The sequence below is a fragment of the Saccharothrix sp. genome (assembly GCF_031180885.1).
Taxonomy (GTDB): domain Bacteria; phylum Actinomycetota; class Actinomycetes; order Mycobacteriales; family Pseudonocardiaceae; genus Actinosynnema.
Window position 1 is genome coordinate 10,115 of the sequence record NZ_JAPSLK010000009.1, and the last position, 15,827, is coordinate 25,941.

The 15,827-nt window shown below is 71.5% G+C and carries 13 protein-coding genes; 3 read left to right on the forward strand and 10 right to left on the reverse strand.

Annotation, left to right across the window (positions count from 1 at the left end; translation table 11 throughout):
- Positions 1 to 258: 258 nt before the first annotated feature.
- Entirely contained in the window at positions 259 to 729 is a 471-nt protein-coding gene (locus RIN75_RS14130) for an HAD-IA family hydrolase (protein WP_309112352.1), read from the reverse strand.
- On the opposite strand from RIN75_RS14130, the gene RIN75_RS14135 reads away from it, so the two are divergent.
- Positions 728 to 1,072, forward strand: coding sequence for an Rv3235 family protein (locus RIN75_RS14135; protein ID WP_309112353.1), 345 nt, complete (start codon positions 728 to 730; stop codon positions 1,070 to 1,072). The genes RIN75_RS14130 and RIN75_RS14135 overlap by 2 nt on opposite strands.
- A gap of 922 nt (positions 1,073 to 1,994) precedes the next feature.
- Here RIN75_RS14135 and secA read toward each other — a convergent pair.
- On the reverse strand, positions 1,995 to 4,868 hold the full coding sequence (gene secA, locus RIN75_RS14140) for a preprotein translocase subunit SecA (protein ID WP_309112354.1): 2,874 nt from the start codon (positions 4,866 to 4,868) through the stop codon (positions 1,995 to 1,997).
- A 198-nt stretch (positions 4,869 to 5,066) separates the two neighbouring features.
- Here secA and RIN75_RS14145 point away from each other — a divergent pair, with 198 nt between their 5' ends.
- A complete protein-coding gene (locus RIN75_RS14145) occupies positions 5,067 to 5,204 on the forward strand; it encodes a hypothetical protein (protein WP_309112355.1) in 138 nt (45 codons plus the stop codon).
- 707 nt (positions 5,205 to 5,911) lie between these two features.
- On the opposite strand, the gene hpf is transcribed toward RIN75_RS14145, so the two are convergent.
- The 6 genes from hpf to RIN75_RS14175 form a co-directional block, all read right to left on the reverse strand.
- Positions 5,912 to 6,604 carry a ribosome hibernation-promoting factor, HPF/YfiA family gene (gene hpf, locus RIN75_RS14150; RefSeq protein WP_309112356.1) on the reverse strand — a complete coding sequence of 231 codons (693 nt, stop codon included), beginning with the start codon at positions 6,602 to 6,604 and terminating at the stop codon, positions 5,912 to 5,914.
- Positions 6,605 to 7,034: 430 nt separating this feature from the next.
- Positions 7,035 to 7,544 (reverse strand): phosphoribosyltransferase, encoded by a 510-nt coding sequence (locus RIN75_RS14155; protein ID WP_309112357.1) that lies wholly within the window; start codon positions 7,542 to 7,544, stop codon positions 7,035 to 7,037.
- Positions 7,545 to 7,776: 232 nt separating this feature from the next.
- The gene (locus tag RIN75_RS14160) at positions 7,777 to 9,561 is read right to left on the reverse strand and encodes an LpqB family beta-propeller domain-containing protein (protein WP_309112358.1); all 1,785 of its coding nucleotides are present in this window, start codon (positions 9,559 to 9,561) and stop codon (positions 7,777 to 7,779) included.
- Positions 9,558 to 11,285 carry an MtrAB system histidine kinase MtrB gene (gene mtrB / locus RIN75_RS14165; protein WP_309112359.1) on the reverse strand — a complete coding sequence of 576 codons (1,728 nt, stop codon included), beginning with the start codon at positions 11,283 to 11,285 and terminating at the stop codon, positions 9,558 to 9,560. Before mtrB ends, RIN75_RS14160 begins: the two co-directional genes overlap by 4 nt.
- Positions 11,286 to 11,295: 10 nt before the next feature.
- Positions 11,296 to 11,973, reverse strand: coding sequence for an MtrAB system response regulator MtrA (gene mtrA, locus RIN75_RS14170; protein ID WP_121009184.1), 678 nt, complete (start codon positions 11,971 to 11,973; stop codon positions 11,296 to 11,298).
- 185 nt (positions 11,974 to 12,158) lie between these two features.
- The gene (locus RIN75_RS14175) at positions 12,159 to 12,800 is read right to left on the reverse strand and encodes a dTMP kinase (protein ID WP_309112360.1); all 642 of its coding nucleotides are present in this window, start codon (positions 12,798 to 12,800) and stop codon (positions 12,159 to 12,161) included.
- A 143-nt stretch (positions 12,801 to 12,943) separates the two neighbouring features.
- Here RIN75_RS14175 and RIN75_RS14180 point away from each other — a divergent pair, with 143 nt between their 5' ends.
- Positions 12,944 to 13,882 carry a hypothetical protein gene (locus tag RIN75_RS14180; RefSeq protein WP_309112361.1) on the forward strand — a complete coding sequence of 313 codons (939 nt, stop codon included), beginning with the start codon at positions 12,944 to 12,946 and terminating at the stop codon, positions 13,880 to 13,882.
- Here RIN75_RS14180 and RIN75_RS14185 read toward each other — a convergent pair.
- Together RIN75_RS14185 and RIN75_RS14190 are read right to left on the reverse strand one after the other, a co-directional pair.
- Entirely contained in the window at positions 13,879 to 14,433 is a 555-nt protein-coding gene (locus RIN75_RS14185; RefSeq protein ID WP_309112362.1) for a DUF2510 domain-containing protein, read from the reverse strand. The genes RIN75_RS14180 and RIN75_RS14185 overlap by 4 nt on opposite strands.
- Positions 14,433 to 15,782, reverse strand: coding sequence for a DUF4041 domain-containing protein (locus RIN75_RS14190; protein WP_309112363.1), 1,350 nt, complete (start codon positions 15,780 to 15,782; stop codon positions 14,433 to 14,435). The genes RIN75_RS14185 and RIN75_RS14190 overlap by 1 nt, the downstream gene beginning before the upstream one ends.
- Positions 15,783 to 15,827 lie beyond the last annotated feature (45 nt).

Sequence of the window (15,827 nt, forward strand, 5' to 3'; positions counted from 1 at the left end):
TGTGTTTCGGCGGGTTGTGTTTCGGCGGGTTGTGTTTCGGCGGGTTGTGTTTCGGCGGGTTCGGTGAGGGCGTCGAAGGCACTGTCTACAAAGGACTGTGCGCCGCCGGTCAGCCGGACGACCCGGGCGCCGTCCGCGGCCTCGCCGGCCAGCTCCGCGAACTCGTCCACCGCGCAGTCGTCGGTGAAGCAGAGCGGTCCCGCGTGGCCGTCGGCCCGCGCACGCGTCCCGGAGGATCCACGCGGCTTTTCGGATGCGTCAATCCTGGAGCTGGAGGTCGAGCAGCACTTCAAGTTCCTCGACGGTGGCATTTACGGACCGGTGGTGCACGCCCACCATTCCGACCGCCGCCGCACCACGCACGTTCACCGCGAGGTCGTCGACGAACACGCAGTGCGACGGCTCCAGGCCCAGGCGTTCGGCGACGACGAGGTAGATCCGGCGATCGGGCTTGGCGAAACCGACCTCACCGGAGGTGACGACGACGTCGAACACGTCCTGCCACGCGATCGGCGGCGCCCACACGCCGTCCGCATTGGACAGGATCGCGGTGCGGACCCCGTGCCGCTTGGCCGTGCGGGCGGCGGTGAGGAGGGGCGGTTCGGGGTTGGCGAAGTCGTCACCGAGATCGGTGAGCACCCCACCGAAGTCCAGCACCAACCCGCGCACGACGACCTCCTTCAGGTGATCTTGGTACGCCAGAGCCGATCTCCACCTCGGTTCGAGCATGTCATCCCCCAACCGAACCGTGCGCGCCACCACCCCACCGACCCCCGACACCCGGGCCGCGTCCGTCCACCACCTCCTGACTGCCGTCGTGGAAGCGGTCGACGGCCGCCGCCCACTGCGCCAACTAGCCGACCACCTGACCCCGCCGGCTGCCGCAGAGGTCGGCCGAGCCCTGGGCCAGGGCGCGCGCCTCAACCGCATGCGCGTGTGCCGGATTTCCCCGGAGGTGACCGAGCTGTCGGCGGTCGTCAGCACCCGAACGGGCCGGGTACGCGCCCTGGCAGCCCGAATGGAATGGTCGAACAACCGCTGGCGCTGCACCGCCTTCCACCTGCTCCCTTGACCCTGATCCGTAGCACCTGACCCACCAACCCCGCTGGCTGGGAGCCCACCCTGGGCTCCCAGCCAGCCCAACCCGGCGACTCCCGCACGCCCGGCACGGCGCTAGCCAGGCCCCCGCGACACAGCGGCACCGGCCGGCCCGACACGGCGGCTTCCACAGCCCGACACATCGGCTCCCTCAAGCCCGCCCACGCGCCCCCGGCCCATGCGCCCCCACCCACGCGACAGCCCCCACACACGCCGCACGCCACGCGCCGGCCCGCCGCCCTCACACGCGCCAGCCGCCCGCGCCAGCCCCCACGCACCCGCCAGCCCCCACGCACGCGCCAGCCTCCGCACACGCACCGGCCGCCCGCGCCGGCCCCCGCGCCCGCCGCACGCCACGCGCGCCCGCCGCACGCGCACACGCACCCGCCGCACGCCACGCGCGCCCGCCGCCCACGCACGCGCGCCCGCCGCACGCGCTGGCCCTCCCGCGTACGCGCCGGCCGCCCACGCCGGCCTCCCGCACACGCGCCGGCCTCCCGCACACGCGCCGGCCTCCCGCACACGCGCCGGCCTCCCGCACACGCCGGCCGCCCACGCCGCCCGCGCATGGGCCGGCACCCTCCCGCACACTGGCCCCAAACGCCCCCTGGCCGGCCACAGCGCCCCCGGCCCACCTCTCCCCAGGCCGCCCGGTCCAGTCGAGCCTTGTACGAACGCACCAGCCCCGAACCGCCCACCCAACCTCGCCCTCTCGCCACCACCCCAGACCCGGCGAGGGCCTTGCCTCACGGGGGCCGTCGACCGCGCTCCTTGTTTACGGGACGCGCGAGGGCGGGTTTGGTCGCGGATCCTGTATGTCGCTTGATCGGGTGAATCGGGCCGGGCATGGCGGTGCCCCCGGCAGGGAGGGCCGGGGGCACCGGGGATCGAGCTGGTCAGTGGCGCTTGCGGTTGGCCTTTTCGGCGGCTCGGGCGGCGGCGCGGCGTTCCTTGCGGCTGGCGCCCTGGTTCGGGCCGCCGGCTCGTTGCTGGCTGCCGCCGGTCGTCTGCTCGTCGCCGCTCTCCGACGGACCCGAGTAGGTCAGGCCCTGCTGGGCGCCGCGCTGGTCCAAGCCCTTGCCGCGCAAGGCCGGCGGGATCGCGTTGCCGCTGGACAGCTGGGCCAGGGCCGGACCCGCGGGGGCCTCGGCCGGGGTCTGCTGCTGTTCGGCGGCGGCCGCGGCGGCCGCACGGGCGCGCGCGCGGCTGCCGGTCAGGGGACCGGCGCCGGCGGCGATGGAGACCTGGACCGGGGGTTCCGGCGCGGGCTCCGGCTCGGCCGCTTCGACCTGGAGGTTGAACAGGAAGCCGACGGTCTCCTCGCGCAGGGCGTCGAGCATGGTGTTGAACATGTCGAAGCCCTCCCGCTGGTACTCGATCAGCGGGTCGCGCTGCGCCATCGCGCGCAGGCCGATGCCTTCCTTCAGGTAGTCCATCTCGTACAGGTGCTCGCGCCACTTGCGGTCCAGCACCGAGAGGAGGACCCGCCGCTCCAGTTCGCGCATCGCGCCCGGGCCGACGCGGCCGTCGATGTCGGCCTCGCGCCGGTCGTAGGCCTCCAGCGCGTCCTTCTGGAGCAGTTCCTTCAAGGACTCCTTGGTGATGTCCTCGTCGGACTCGAGGAGTTCCTTGTAGTCCAACGTGATCGGGTACAGGGTCTTGAGCGCCGTCCACAGGCGGTCGAAGTCCCAGTCCTCCGCGTAGCCCTCGGCGGTGGCGCCGTCGACGTAGTCGCCGACCACGCCGGTGATCATGTGCTCGACCTGCTCGCGCAGGTCCTCGCCGGCCAGGACGCGGTGGCGCTCGGCGTAGATCACCTTGCGCTGCTCGTTCATGACCTCGTCGTACTTGAGGACGTTCTTGCGGATCTCGAAGTTCTGCTGCTCGACCTGGGTCTGCGCGGACCGGATCGCGCGGGTCACCATCTTGTGCTCGATCGGCACGTCGTCCGGCACCCGCAGGCGGGTCATCACGGTCTCGACCATCGCCGCGTTGAAGCGGCGCATCAGCTCGTCCTTCAGCGACAGGTAGAACCGTGACTCACCCGGGTCGCCCTGGCGGCCGGACCGACCGCGCAGCTGGTTGTCGATGCGCCGCGACTCGTGCCGCTCGGTGCCCAGCACGTACAGGCCGCCGGCCGCGCGCACCTCTTCCGCCTCGGCCTTGACCTCGGCGGTGATCTCCTCGATCAGCTTGGACCAGGCGGCCTCGTACTCCTCCGGGTTCTCCACCGGGTCCAAGCCGCGCTCGCGCAGCTCGTGGTCGGCGAGGATGTCCGGGTTGCCGCCCAGCACGATGTCCGTACCGCGGCCGGCCATGTTCGTCGCCACGGTCACGGCGCCCTTGCGGCCGGCCTTGGCGATGATCAGCGCCTCGCGGTCGTGGTGCTTGGCGTTGAGGACCTCGTGCGGGACGCCCATCCGGACCAGCAGCTTCGACAGGTACTCCGACCGCTCGACGCTGGTGGTGCCGACCAGCACCGGCTGGCCCTTCTCGTGCCGCTCGGCGATGTCCTCGGCGACCGCCTCGAACTTCGCCTCCTCGGTCTTGTAGACCAGGTCGGGCTGGTCCTTGCGCTGCATCGGCCGGTTCGTGGGGATCGGCACCACGCCCAGCTTGTAGGTCTGGTGGAACTCGGCCGCCTCGGTCTCGGCGGTACCGGTCATGCCGCCGAGCTTCTGGTACAGGCGGAAGTAGTTCTGGAGGGTGATCGTGGCGAGCGTCTGGTTCTCCGCCTTGATCTCCACGCCTTCCTTGGCCTCGATGGCCTGGTGCATGCCCTCGTTGTAGCGGCGGCCCGCCAGCACGCGGCCGGTGAACTCGTCGACGATCAGGACCTCGCCGTTGCGGACGATGTAGTCCTTGTCGCGGGTGAACAGCTCCTTGGCCTTGATCGCGTTCTGGAAGTACCCGACCAGCGGCGTGTTGGTGGAGTCGTAGAGGTTCTCGATGCCGAGCTGGTCCTCGACGTACTGCACGCCGGCCTCGGTGACGCCGATGGTGCGCTTGCGCTCGTCCACCTCGTAGTGGGTGTCCTTGCGCATCTTGGTCGCCAGGCGCGCGAACTCGAGGTACCAGCGGGACGACTGGTCGGCCGGGCCGGAGATGATCAGCGGCGTGCGGGCCTCGTCGATGAGGATCGAGTCGACCTCGTCCACGATCGCGAAGAAGTGGCCGCGCTGGACCATCTCGTCCTGGCTCCACGCCATGTTGTCGCGGAGGTAGTCGAAGCCGAACTCGTTGTTCGTGCCGTAGGTGATGTCGGCGTGGTAGGCGGCCCGGCGCTGCTCCGGGGTCATCTCGGAGAGGATCGCGCCGACGGTCAGGCCGAGGAAGCGGTGGATGCGGCCCATCCAGTCGGCGTCGCGCTTGGCCAGGTAGTCGTTGGTGGTGACGACGTGGACGCCCTCGCCGGCGATCGCGTTGAGGTAGGCGGGCAGCACCGAGGTCAGGGTCTTGCCCTCACCGGTGCGCATCTCGGCGATCTGCCCGAGGTGCAGCGCCGCGCCACCCATCAGCTGCACGTCGAAGTGCCGCTGACCCAGGGTCCGCTTGGCACCTTCGCGGACCACGGCGAACGCCTCGGGGAGCAGCTCGTCCAGCGACTCGCCCTCGGCGTAGCGCTTCTTGAACTCCTCGGTTTTGGCGCGCAGCTCGGCGTCGGTGAGGTCGACGACGTCGTCTTCGAGGTTGTTGATGTGCGCTGCGATGTTGCGCAGGCGCTTGAGCATCTTGCCTTCGCCGGCGCGGAGCAGTCGGGACAGCACCATCTCGGGTCGACCTCATTACCTCATCGCGTCGCGCCCTGGGATGGGCGCCTTCCAGCGGCTCGCCACGGGGGATGACGAGCCCACACCACCCGCCATCGTAGGCAAGCCGTGAAGGTGTGTGCACAGACACAGGTAGGAAGGGGTGCGGAACTACGGGTAACCGGCCGATCACCCGGTCGGGGAGGCGGGTCGTGGGCCGTGCGTGGGCGGGTTCGCCGGGTCGCGCGGTCGGGCGTGTCGGGCGTGCTGGGCGGCTGGTGGGTGGGGTGGGTCGACGTGATGGAGGTCTCGGGCGCGGGGTTGGTGGGCGCGCTGGGGCAGGGGGCGGGCTGCTGATTGGCGGCGACGGATCGCGGGACGGCGACGGGTTCGGCGGGGAGCGGGGCGGGCGGGCAGCGGGCGGGCGGGCGGGCAGCGGGCGGGCGGGCAGCGGGCGGGCGGGCGGCACGCGGACGGCGGGGTGGGCGCGCGCCTGACAGGCAGCGGCGCGGGCGGTGGCGCGGGCGGCGGGGGATGGGCTGCGGCGGGCGATCGGCAGCGAGCGGCGACGGGGCCGGCGGCGGGCCGGCGGGCGGCGGCAGGCGGCCAGCCGGGGGCGGGGCGACGGCAGGCGGCGGGAGTGCTGGCGGAAGGCGGCCAGCAGCGGCCGGGGCGGCGCGAGCGGGGCAGGCGGCGGCCGGGGCGAGCGGGGCGGGCGGCGGCCGGGGCGAGCGGGGCGGGCAGCGGCCGGGGCGAGCGGGGCGGGCAGCGGCCGGGGCGAGCGGGGCGGGCAGCGGCCGGGGGTGGCGAGTGGGTGGTGGGAGGGTGGGTTGGGTTGCTGGGCGGAGGGGGTGCTGGTCCGGGCCGGGCCGGGCGGGCCGACGGAGGGTTGGGTGGGGGCCGTTTGCCGCGCTCCTTGTTTACGGGACGCGTGAGGGGGCGGTTGGTCGCGGATTCTGTATGTCACACGATGGGGTGACCACTGGTTTCCGGGCCTGGACGGCACGAACCCCGGCGTGCAGAGAAACGCCGGGGGTCGTTGAGGTTGGGTTGGGCCGGCTCCCTCAGGCCAGCCGGATCACGCCGTAGTCGAATCCCTTCCGTCGGTAGACGACGCTGGGGCGCCCGCAGTCGGCGTCGGAGAACAGGTAGAAGTCGTGGCCGACCAGTTCCATCTCGTAGAGGGCCTGGTCCACCGTCATCGGCTTGGCCGCGTGTTCCTTCTCGCGCACGATCTGGCCGGGCAGCTTCTCCTCGACGTCGTCCCACCGCTGCTGCGAGGGCACTTCCGCCATGCCCCCGTAGGTCGGTTCGGACTCCTCGGCCTCGAGCAACGCGGTGTGCCCGAGCCACATGCCCTGTGCTTGTCCCTCGTGGTCGGTCTGGACGGGGGGAAGCGGCGCCCCCAGTCCGCTGGTCGCCTCGGCGACCGAAGTCGGGCCCCGTCGCCCGTGGTGCACCCGCCGTCGGTCGTGCGACCGGCGCAGGCGGTTCTCGAGCTTGGTGACCGCGGAGTCCAGGGCGGCGTAGAAGTCGCCCGCACACGCTTCGGATCGGATTACCGGGCCACGTCCTTTGCCCGTGATCTCCACCCGCTGGCAGTTCTTCGACTGCCTGCGGTTCGGCTCGTGGAAGAGTTCCACGTCAAAGCGGATGACCTTGCGGTCGTATCGCTCAAGCCGGGCCAGCTTCTCGGCGACGTGCACCCTGTAGTGATCGGGCACCTCGACGTTGCGGCCCTTAACGACGATGTCCATACACGACCTCCCTCGCGTTAGCTGCGAGCAATGGCATTGGATCGCTGCGGCACCGGTCGCGCGATCGCCTTCGCGCGTTGTCGCTGAGGGTTGTCCTCAGCGCTCCACCGGCGCCAGGGTCATGGGCTGTTCGCCTCCTCCCCGCGTGCCGGGAACGCTGATAGCGGTGCACGTTAGCCCGGTATTCGCCGATGCGACAGCCCCCGAGGCGGGGGAACTCCATGATTTTTCGTTCGTGACGCAGAGCGACGGAAAACGGGCACCGGCGGTGCGCCAGGCGGACGCGCCGAACCGACGCCGGGACGGCGGCTCACCCGTTCGGCCCAGGAACGCGCGGGCGGCCGCCGCCTCGGTCACTGCGCCGAACGGCCTCCGTGCGCGCCTCATACCCGGCCAACGGGCGAGCGCGCCGAGGGGTTCCCGCCTCGAATCACCCGTGTGGGTGGGTTGAGCGGGCCGCGGTCAGCGTCAGGACGGCGGTTACGCGATACCCGGCCGCCCGCAACACCGAACCGCACTCCGCCGCCGTCGCACCCGTCGTGACCACGTCGTCCAGCAGCACGACCGCTGTTCCCGGAGGTGGCAGGCCTGTCGGGAGCACTCGCACGCGACCGCTCAGGTTGGCTCGTCGGGCCGCCGCGTCGAGCCCGACGGAGTCGCGCACGCCCGCTGAGAAACCCAGGATCGGGGCCACCGACGCACCGGACGCCCGGGCGATTCTCATCAGGTGGGAACCACCGCGCCGTCGGGACGCCGCCCGCCGTGACGGAGCGGGCACCAGCCACCATTTCCCGAACTCGTCGGGACGCACACCGGGAAGCCTCGGCAACGCCGCCGCCACGAGCGCGCCGAACACGGCCGCCAGCTCCCGCCGCCCGCGTTCCTTGAACGCGAGCAGGAGTTCACGTCCGGCGCCCGCGTAATCGGCGAGCGTGAACACCGGCGGGCCTTTACCGGATGCGCGGACGGATCGGGGTGGGCCGAACGCGCCGAGGCACCGGGGACAGCACAGCGCACCCTCGGCTCGGCACGCGGCGCAACGGGGCGGAAACAGCAGGTTGATCAGCATGTGATCGAGCGTGCCGGCGACCACCGACAATTTCGTGCGCGGCGGTGAGGGAGGAGTTGCGAAACCCCCGGGTGCCGGTGGCCGGAGGTGCGATCTCAGGCCGTCAGCCCGGGTAGAAAGCCTTTGCGCCTGATTCGACCTTGACCGCGGACGCCCGCCACACGTCGCCCACGTCGCCGGCGCTCCACAGGCCGCTCTCGTCCACGGCCACCACGTTGCGGCCCGGCGCGGCGGTCACCGAGCGGACCGGGACGGTCAGGTTCGAGGCGTTGTAGCGCTCCACCTTCAGGCCGTCGACGTTGACCTTGGCGATCGGCAACGAGGCCAGCGACGTCCCCGCCACCAGCACGTCCTGCGCCAGCCAGTCCACGGTCAGCACCGCCGTGCCCAGCACGGTCGGCTGGAGGTTGCGCGCGAGCCGCAGCGACACCGACGAGTCCTGGCCGCGCACCACGGCCGCGACCACCAACCGCCCGCCCGCGACCGCCGCGACCCGGGTGCCGTCCCGGGACAGCCGCAGCTCGGTGATCGGCCCGAACGTCGACGACAGCTCGGAGGCGTTCACCGCGTTGGCCCGCCACCCGGCGTCGGTCTTCAGCACCTGGACCACGTTCGAGCCGTCCGCGACCGTCCACACCTCCTTGCTGGGCTCGTCCTCCCGACTCCCCAGCAGCCACGTGGGACGCGTCAGCGTCGCCGCGGGCAGGTCGACCGCGGCCAACGGCTCTTCGAGGTTCCCGACGCGCAAGCGGACGTTCTTCTCGTCCACCCGGCTCACCACGGCCAACTGCGTGCCGTCCAACGACTGCGCCGCGCTGACCACCTGGTACTCGCCCGACCCGGACGGCCCCTTGATCGGCTCGCCGCCCGCGAGCTTGCGCACCTGGCCGCCGCTGACCACCAGGCCGGACAGGTCCGCGTCCGGCGTGACCAGCTCCTCCCCGGTCCACGGCTGGACGTCCGCGAGCCGCCACTCCGCCTGGTCGGCCGAGATCCGGGCACCTTCGACCAGCACGCGAATCCGGCTGCTCGACACCCCGACCAGCGACTTCACCACCTGCGCGACGATCTGCTTGCGCACCTGCACGGTGAGGTCGCCGACCTTGGTCAGGTCCACCTGCAACGCCCCGTCGTCGGCTTCCTGCGTGTTGGTGCGCTGGGACGCCCCGTTCGGGATCGCCGTCACCAGCGCGCCGCGCATGCCCACCGCGGGACCCTTGAGCAGCAGTTCCGTCACCCGGCGCGGGATCGAGGTGGACGGCGTGACCACCACGTACCGCGGGTCGGGCACCAGGACGGTGAAGTCGGGGTTGTAGAAGTACAGGGTCACCCGCCGGTAGTTCGAGTTGAACCCGGACTGGGGCACGTAGATGCCGTCCGGCGGGTCGGAGATGCGCCACTCGCCGTCCTCGTCGGTCTCCAGGCCGACCGAGGCGGTCAGGTCGCCGACGCGCTGCACGAACGAGTTGTCGACCTCCAGCGAGCCGATGTTCTTGCCCTGCAGCAGGACCGTGCGGCGCTTGGGGTCCGAGGGCAGGTCCGCGCCGGTGGGAACGGTGTTGAAGGTCGACTCGATGATCGTCGGGGCGACCTTGATGTCCCAGGTCTTCTTGGCGTCCTCGGTGAGGTAGGCGCGGGCGGCGGCGTAGTCGCCGTCGGGGTTGGCGGAGGCGTTGACGAACTCGCGGACCAGGGTGAGCGGGTCGATGCCCTTGGCGGGCTTCGGGGCGGCGGCCTCGGTGTTGTTGCCGGCGGACGGGTTGATCGGCACCGGGGAGGTCTGGGTCGGGATCGCGGCGCAGCCCGACAGCGCGAGCAGAGCCGCAACCAGGGCGAACAACCGCCGGGCCGCCGTGCGACCGGGCGTCGTCGGGCGTGGGGAGGTCACCGGACCTCCTCGCGTTCGCCCGTCACCGGCTCGGCGGGCTGCCACGTGATCTCCTCCTCGGTCAGCTCGACCTCGCCGGTGGCCTCCTCGTCCGGTTCCGGCTCGGCCACCACGGGCGGCAGGTCGGGCGGTTCCAGGGGCAGCGGGCTCGACGTCAGCTCGTGGCCGTGGCGGCACGGCAGGGTCAGCCGGAACACCGCGCCGTACCCGCGCTCGCCCCACGCCTCCAGCCAGCCGCCGTGCAGGCGGGCGTCCTCCAGCGAGATCGACAAGCCGAGGCCGGTGCCGCCGGTGCGCCGGTTGCGCGACGGGTCGGCCCGCCAGAACCGGTTGAACACCAGCTCCGCCTCGCCGGGCCGCAGGCCGACGCCGTGGTCGCGCACGGTCACCGCCACCGCGTCGCCGTCACCGCGCAGGGTCAGCTCGACGGGCAGGCCTTCGCCGTGGTCGATCGCGTTGGCCAGCAGGTTGCGCAGGATGCGCTCGACGCGCCGGGAGTCCAGTTCGGCGGTCACCTCGTGGTCGGGCAGGTCCATCACGATCGTGGTGCCGCTGCTGTTCGCGATGGCGCGCACGGAGTCGTGGGCACGCCGCGCCAGCACGCGGATGTCCACCAGTTCGGCGGCCAACTCCTCGACGCCGGCGTCCAAGCGGGAGATTTCGAGCAAGTCGCCGAGCAGCGACTCGAACCGGTCCAGCTCGTCGACCAGCAGCTCAGTCGACCGGGCCAGGCCGCTGGGGAACTGCTCGCGGGACGCGTGCAGCACGTCGGCGGCCATCCGGACCGTGGTCAGCGGGGTGCGCAGCTCGTGCGAGACGTCCGAGGTGAACCGCCGCTGGAGCTGGCCGAACTCCTCCAGCTGGTGGATCTGCCGCTGGATGCTGGCCGCCATCTCGTTGTACGACTCGGCCAGCCGCGCCACGTCGTCCTCGCCGACCACCGGCATCCGCTCGTCGAGGCTGCCGTCCGCGAACCGCTCCGCGATCTCGGCGGCCTGCCGCACCGGCCGCACGACCTGCCGGGTCACCAGGTTCGCGATCACCGCGAGCAGCAACAGCAGCACCACACCGCCGACCACGAGCGTGGACTGGACGACGTCCGCGGTGGCCTGCTCACCGGTCAGCGGGAACAGCAGGTAGAGGTGCATGGCGCGGGACGACGTGCTGACCGGCTTGCCCACGATGAGCAGCGTGGTCGGTCCGGTGGGCCGTTCCACGGTGGTGATCTGGTAGCCCGCGCTGCCCTGGTCGAGCATCTTGACCAGGCCTTTCGGCACGTCCCCCCAGGGGCCGACGGCCGTGGGCAGCCCGTCCGGGCCGACCTCGACGGGGTCGTAGAGCACCGGTTCGAACGCGCCCGCGCCGGAGGACGACGAGTCCAGGCCCGCGCCCGCCGCGTTGATCTTGTTCAGGGCGGCGGTGAACCGGGCGCGCACGCTGTCCGGGCCCGGGTTGAGGCCGGACAGGTCCGGCTGCACCGCGGCGGCGCTGGCGTCGGCCTGGCGGATCGCCGCCTCGGTCTTGGTCTCCAGCAGCTGGCCGGTGATCTGCACCTGGAGCACCATGCCCAGCACGAACACCACGGCCGAGGACAGCGCGAGGGTGCTCACCACCACGCGCAACTGCAACGACCGCCGCCACAGCTCGCCGAAGGCGACGCCGTGACGGCGGGCGCTCTCGATGCCGCGCCGCAGCTCGCGCCGGGCGGAGTCGAGCAGGGTCATCTCGCACCTGTCACGGAGGACCGGCCTTGTAGCCGACGCCGCGGACGGTCAGGACCACCTCGGGGTGCTCCGGGTCGCGCTCCACCTTGGACCGCAGCCGCTGCACGTGGACGTTCACCAGGCGGGTGTCGGCCGCGTGCCGGTAGCCCCACACCTGCTCCAGCAGGACCTCGCGGGTGAACACCTGGCGCGGCTTGCGCGCCAGCGCCACCAGCAGGTCGAACTCCAGCGGGGTGAGCTGGATCGGCCGGCCCTCGCGCAGCACCTCGTGGCCCGGCACGTCGATGGTCAGGTCGCCGATCTGGAGCACCTCGGCGGGCTCGGCCTCGGTGCGGCGCAGGCGGGCGCGGATGCGCGCGACCAGCTCCTTCGGCTTGAACGGCTTGACCACGTAGTCGTCCGCGCCGGACTCCAGGCCCAGCACGACGTCCACGGTGTCGCTCTTGGCGGTGAGCATGACGATCGGGACGCCCGACTCGGAGCGGATCGCCTTGCACACGTCGATGCCGTTCATGCCGGGCAGCATGAGGTCGAGCAGGACCAGGTCCGGTTTCAACTCGCGCAGGGCGGGCAGCGCGCGGGCGCCGTCGGCCACCACCGCGGTATCGAAACCCTCGCCCCGCAGCACGATGGTCAGCATCTCCGCCAGAGCGGGGTCGTCGTCCACCACGAGCACGCGTGCCTTCATACCCAACATCGTCCCACTAATGGTTGGAGCGCTCCGCACCACCCAGGGCTCATCGCCGCTGGTCGTCGCACGGGTCCACTCCGTGGTCGCTCTCGGTCGCCGTTCCACGTGCCGACCTCGCCCTCGCCGAAGGGGTTCGTCAGCGACTCATCGGTGCGGCGGTCACGTTTTGTTACTTCGTAATACTAATGGGTGAAATAGCGGTCGAGCAGCGGTTGGACGTCGGTGTTCGCCGCCCCGTCGACGACCTCCCACGGTGACAGCCAGTGCGCGGCGGCCAGTTCGTCGTACACGGCGGCGCACCGGGCCTGGAGGTCGTCGTCGGACTCGTAGAGGTCGCGTTCGCGCTGTTCAGTGGCCTCGCGGTGGGCAGCGCGGTCGGCGGCGACGGCCACCGGGACGCGGAGCAGGAGTTGGAGGTCCGGCATCGGGGTCCCGAAGCGGTCCACCTCCAGCGCCTTGACCCAGGCGACGAACTCGCCGTCGGCGTGCTCGCGCAGTCGTGCCGCCCCATAAGCGGCGTTCGACGCGATGTAGCGGTCGAGGAGGACGACGTCGTACTGGGCCAGGTCGGCGCGGATCTTGGCGGCGGCGTCGCGGCGGTCTAGGGCGTAGAGGACGGACATGCCGTGGACGGAGTCGGTGATGTCGCCGAGCCGGCCGTGCAGGGCGTCCCGGACGAGGTCGGCGTGCACGTCCTCGTCGTACCTCGGGAAGGCGCCGGTGACGACCTTCGCGCCGCGGGCGGCGAGGCCGTCGGTGAGCGCCTTGGCGAGCGTGCGCTTGCCGGCCCCGTCCAGGCCCTCGATCACGACGAGTTTTCCCACGCCGCCACCCTAAGGGGCGGCCTTCCTCATCGATCGGGGGCATCAGATCGCCCAGTCGGGTGACTGGGCGATCTTTCTCTCACCAGAACGAGTGACTACGGTGTTCCCAACCTGGGGCCTGTGCGGAAGAGGGTGGTGCCGCGGTGACCGCGGATTCCGGCCACGCCACGTCGGCCGAGTCGGTCGACCACCCACCCGGGTTGCCGCGCGCCCTGGCCGAGACGCTGCGTTACGGCCCGTTCCACCGCGCGCTGCACGACGCCATCGCGCACCGCGGGCTTTCCCTGGCCCGGTTGCGGGCGCACCTCGGGCAGCACGGCGTGCAGGTCGGGCAGTCGACGCTGAGTTACTGGCAGCGGGGCTTGCGTCACCCGGAGGTGCCGCGGGCGTTGGAGACCGTCCGCGCCCTGGAGACTGTGCTGCGGTTGCCCGCCGATTCGCTGGTCGCCCTGGTCGGCACTCGTCCCCAGCCGCGCCCGACGCGGGGATATGCGGAGCCCACCTGGGTCGCCCCGACGGACTTCGAGGCCGTGCCGGACAACCGGGACCTGGAGGTGCTGTCCGCCCACGACACCGTCCTGGTCGGCCCCCAACGCGAACGCCGCACCGTGACCACGCGGCTGGTGGTGCGGGCGCTGCGGTCGGGGCCGGACCGGTTCCTGGCCGTGCACCGGGGCGACGAAGGCTCGGCGGTGGAGAACGCCCTGGTCAGACCGGCCGAGGGGTGCCGGCAGGGCAGACTCCGCCGGCAACCCAGGACCCTGGTCTTCGAGCTGCTGTTCGACCGCCGGCTGGACGAGGGCGAGGAGCACGTCTTCTGCTTCACCGTGGTCGACGACACCGGCGGCCCGACCCCCGGCCACGTCCGCACCTTCCGCACCCCGTGCCGCAGCTACCTGCTCCAACTCGCCTTCAGCCGCCGAGCACTGCCGGCCCGGTGCACCAAGCAGTTCCGGGCCGAGCCGAACACCGTGCCGGTGGACGTGGAGGACTTGGTGTGCGGGATCGGCGGGGTGGTGAGCGCGTATTTCACGGACATCGGGCCGGGGACCGCGGGCATCGGCGTGGAGTGGAGCGCCTAGTAGACGTCCAGTCGGGGTGCGGATGAGGCCATTTGCGCTGCTTGGGCCACTGCTTGGGCGTCCTCGACCCGGGCGACCCGTACCGAGAACGCCGGTATGGCTCGTCTTGTGGGTTTGGTCGTGTAGACGGCGAAGGCCTTCGAGGTTCGGTCGTAGGTGATGCCCTTTGTCTGGTTCCAGTCGACCTGGATGAACTGCTTTCGCAGGACGCCCACGAACAGGAACAGCAGGCGGCGGTCCGTGCAGGCGAGCACTCCGAAGCCTTCGCCCTGGGCCGAGGTCAGGGCCAGTACGCGTTCCTCCGGGTACAGGTAGCCCGGGAGGAGGTTGATCTCTTTCATCGAGCCCATCAGCGCTCCACGTGTGCGCTCGACGGCGGAGGCCACGTCCGGGCGGAGCGCCGGGGGTGGTGAGGGCTGCGGCGGTGGTGCCGCTGCCACGGTTTGCGCGATCTGGCGGACGGCGGTGTGGAAGGTCCAGCGGTGGCCGTCCCAGTAGCGGACCAGGGCGTCGTCGAGAGGGTCGGGGAGCCAGGCGGCGGGACGGGTCATCACTCGCCCCCGTCGTCGGACAGGTCGCCGTCGCCGCCGGCGTCGGTGTGCGCGCCGACCGCCACCGGTACGGGGGTCGCGCCGCGCCGCCTCGGGTCGGACGCGCGCCACTCCACCGCCTCGGCGGTCTCGGTGAACTCCAGGACGTGGTCGTCACCCAGGTCGAGCAGCAGTTCCCGCACCTCGGCGGGCGTGGCGTAGAAGAACTCGCGCCGGTTGTTGACCAGGTTCACCCGCTTGTGCGCCAACCGCTGGTGGAGGGCGGTTTCCAGCGCCACCGCGTCGGTGGAGAAGAACAGGGCGTGCGTGTCGAACCGGAACGGCACCGAGGCGTCGCCGAGTTCGCGGACGCGGTCCATCGGGTCGAGGCGGCGGGTCATGCCGATCTTGACCATGGCCGGGCCGAACGCGCCGATGTTGGAGATTACGTAGACGTACCCGGCGCGCTGGTTGGCGGCCCGCTCGTCCACGCCCGCGATCGCCTGGTCGACCTCGGCCAGTTGCTCGCGGGCCTTGGCGAGGGCTTCGAGGTCGCCGTTGGCCTCCAGCCGCGCGACCACGGCGGCGAAGTGCGCCCGTTCCTTGGCCAGCTTCGCCCGCTCCCGCTCGATCTCCTTGGCGACCTTGGCCTCCTCGCGCAGCCTCTCGCGGTGGGCCTTCGCCTCTTCGCGCTCGTACTCGGCTTTGACGAGGTGGTCGGCGGTGAGGTCGATCTCGACCAGGCGGAGGCGGTGGTAGTCGAGAGAGATGGAGATGCCCATGAGCGCGCCCAGCTTGCCGACGGTCTCGCGGGTCTTGGAGAGCTTCTCCTTGACCGACTCGCGGGTGTGCGGCTTGACCGAGCGGACCGCGTTGTCGGCCTCGGCGTTGTAGGCGCGGAGCATCAGCTTGGCCATGTCCCGGCCGAGCTTCTGGCCTTCCTTGACCGAGCCGTTGACCGCCCAGTTCACCTGACTGGTGACAGCGTCGCCCTTGGCGGCGTCCTTGATGCGCTGCTTCAGCGTCGCCAACGCCTCCTTGTAAGCGAGGACGTCGTCCAAGGGGTGCGCGTACTCGTAGACGCCGACTTCTTGGAGAAGGGCCAGCTCGCGGGTCTCGACCAGCTGCGATTGCAGGGCCGCCAGCTCGGCGGACAGTTGTCGCCGCGATGCACCTAACGCGTCGAAGGTGGCTTTCTGCTGGTCGACGGCCGCTCGAAGATCACGCAGCTCGGCTTCCGCGGCCTGAGCGCCCGCACCGCGGAGTTGGTGCACCCAGCCGCGCAGTTCGTTGATCGTGGCTTGCGCGCCCATCAACTGGTCGTACAGCGCCGCTGCCTCCGGGTTCTCCCTGTTTCCGAACAACGCCACGCTCGCGCCCCCTCGATGTCACTGTCTGCGATGGCATTCGTGCAT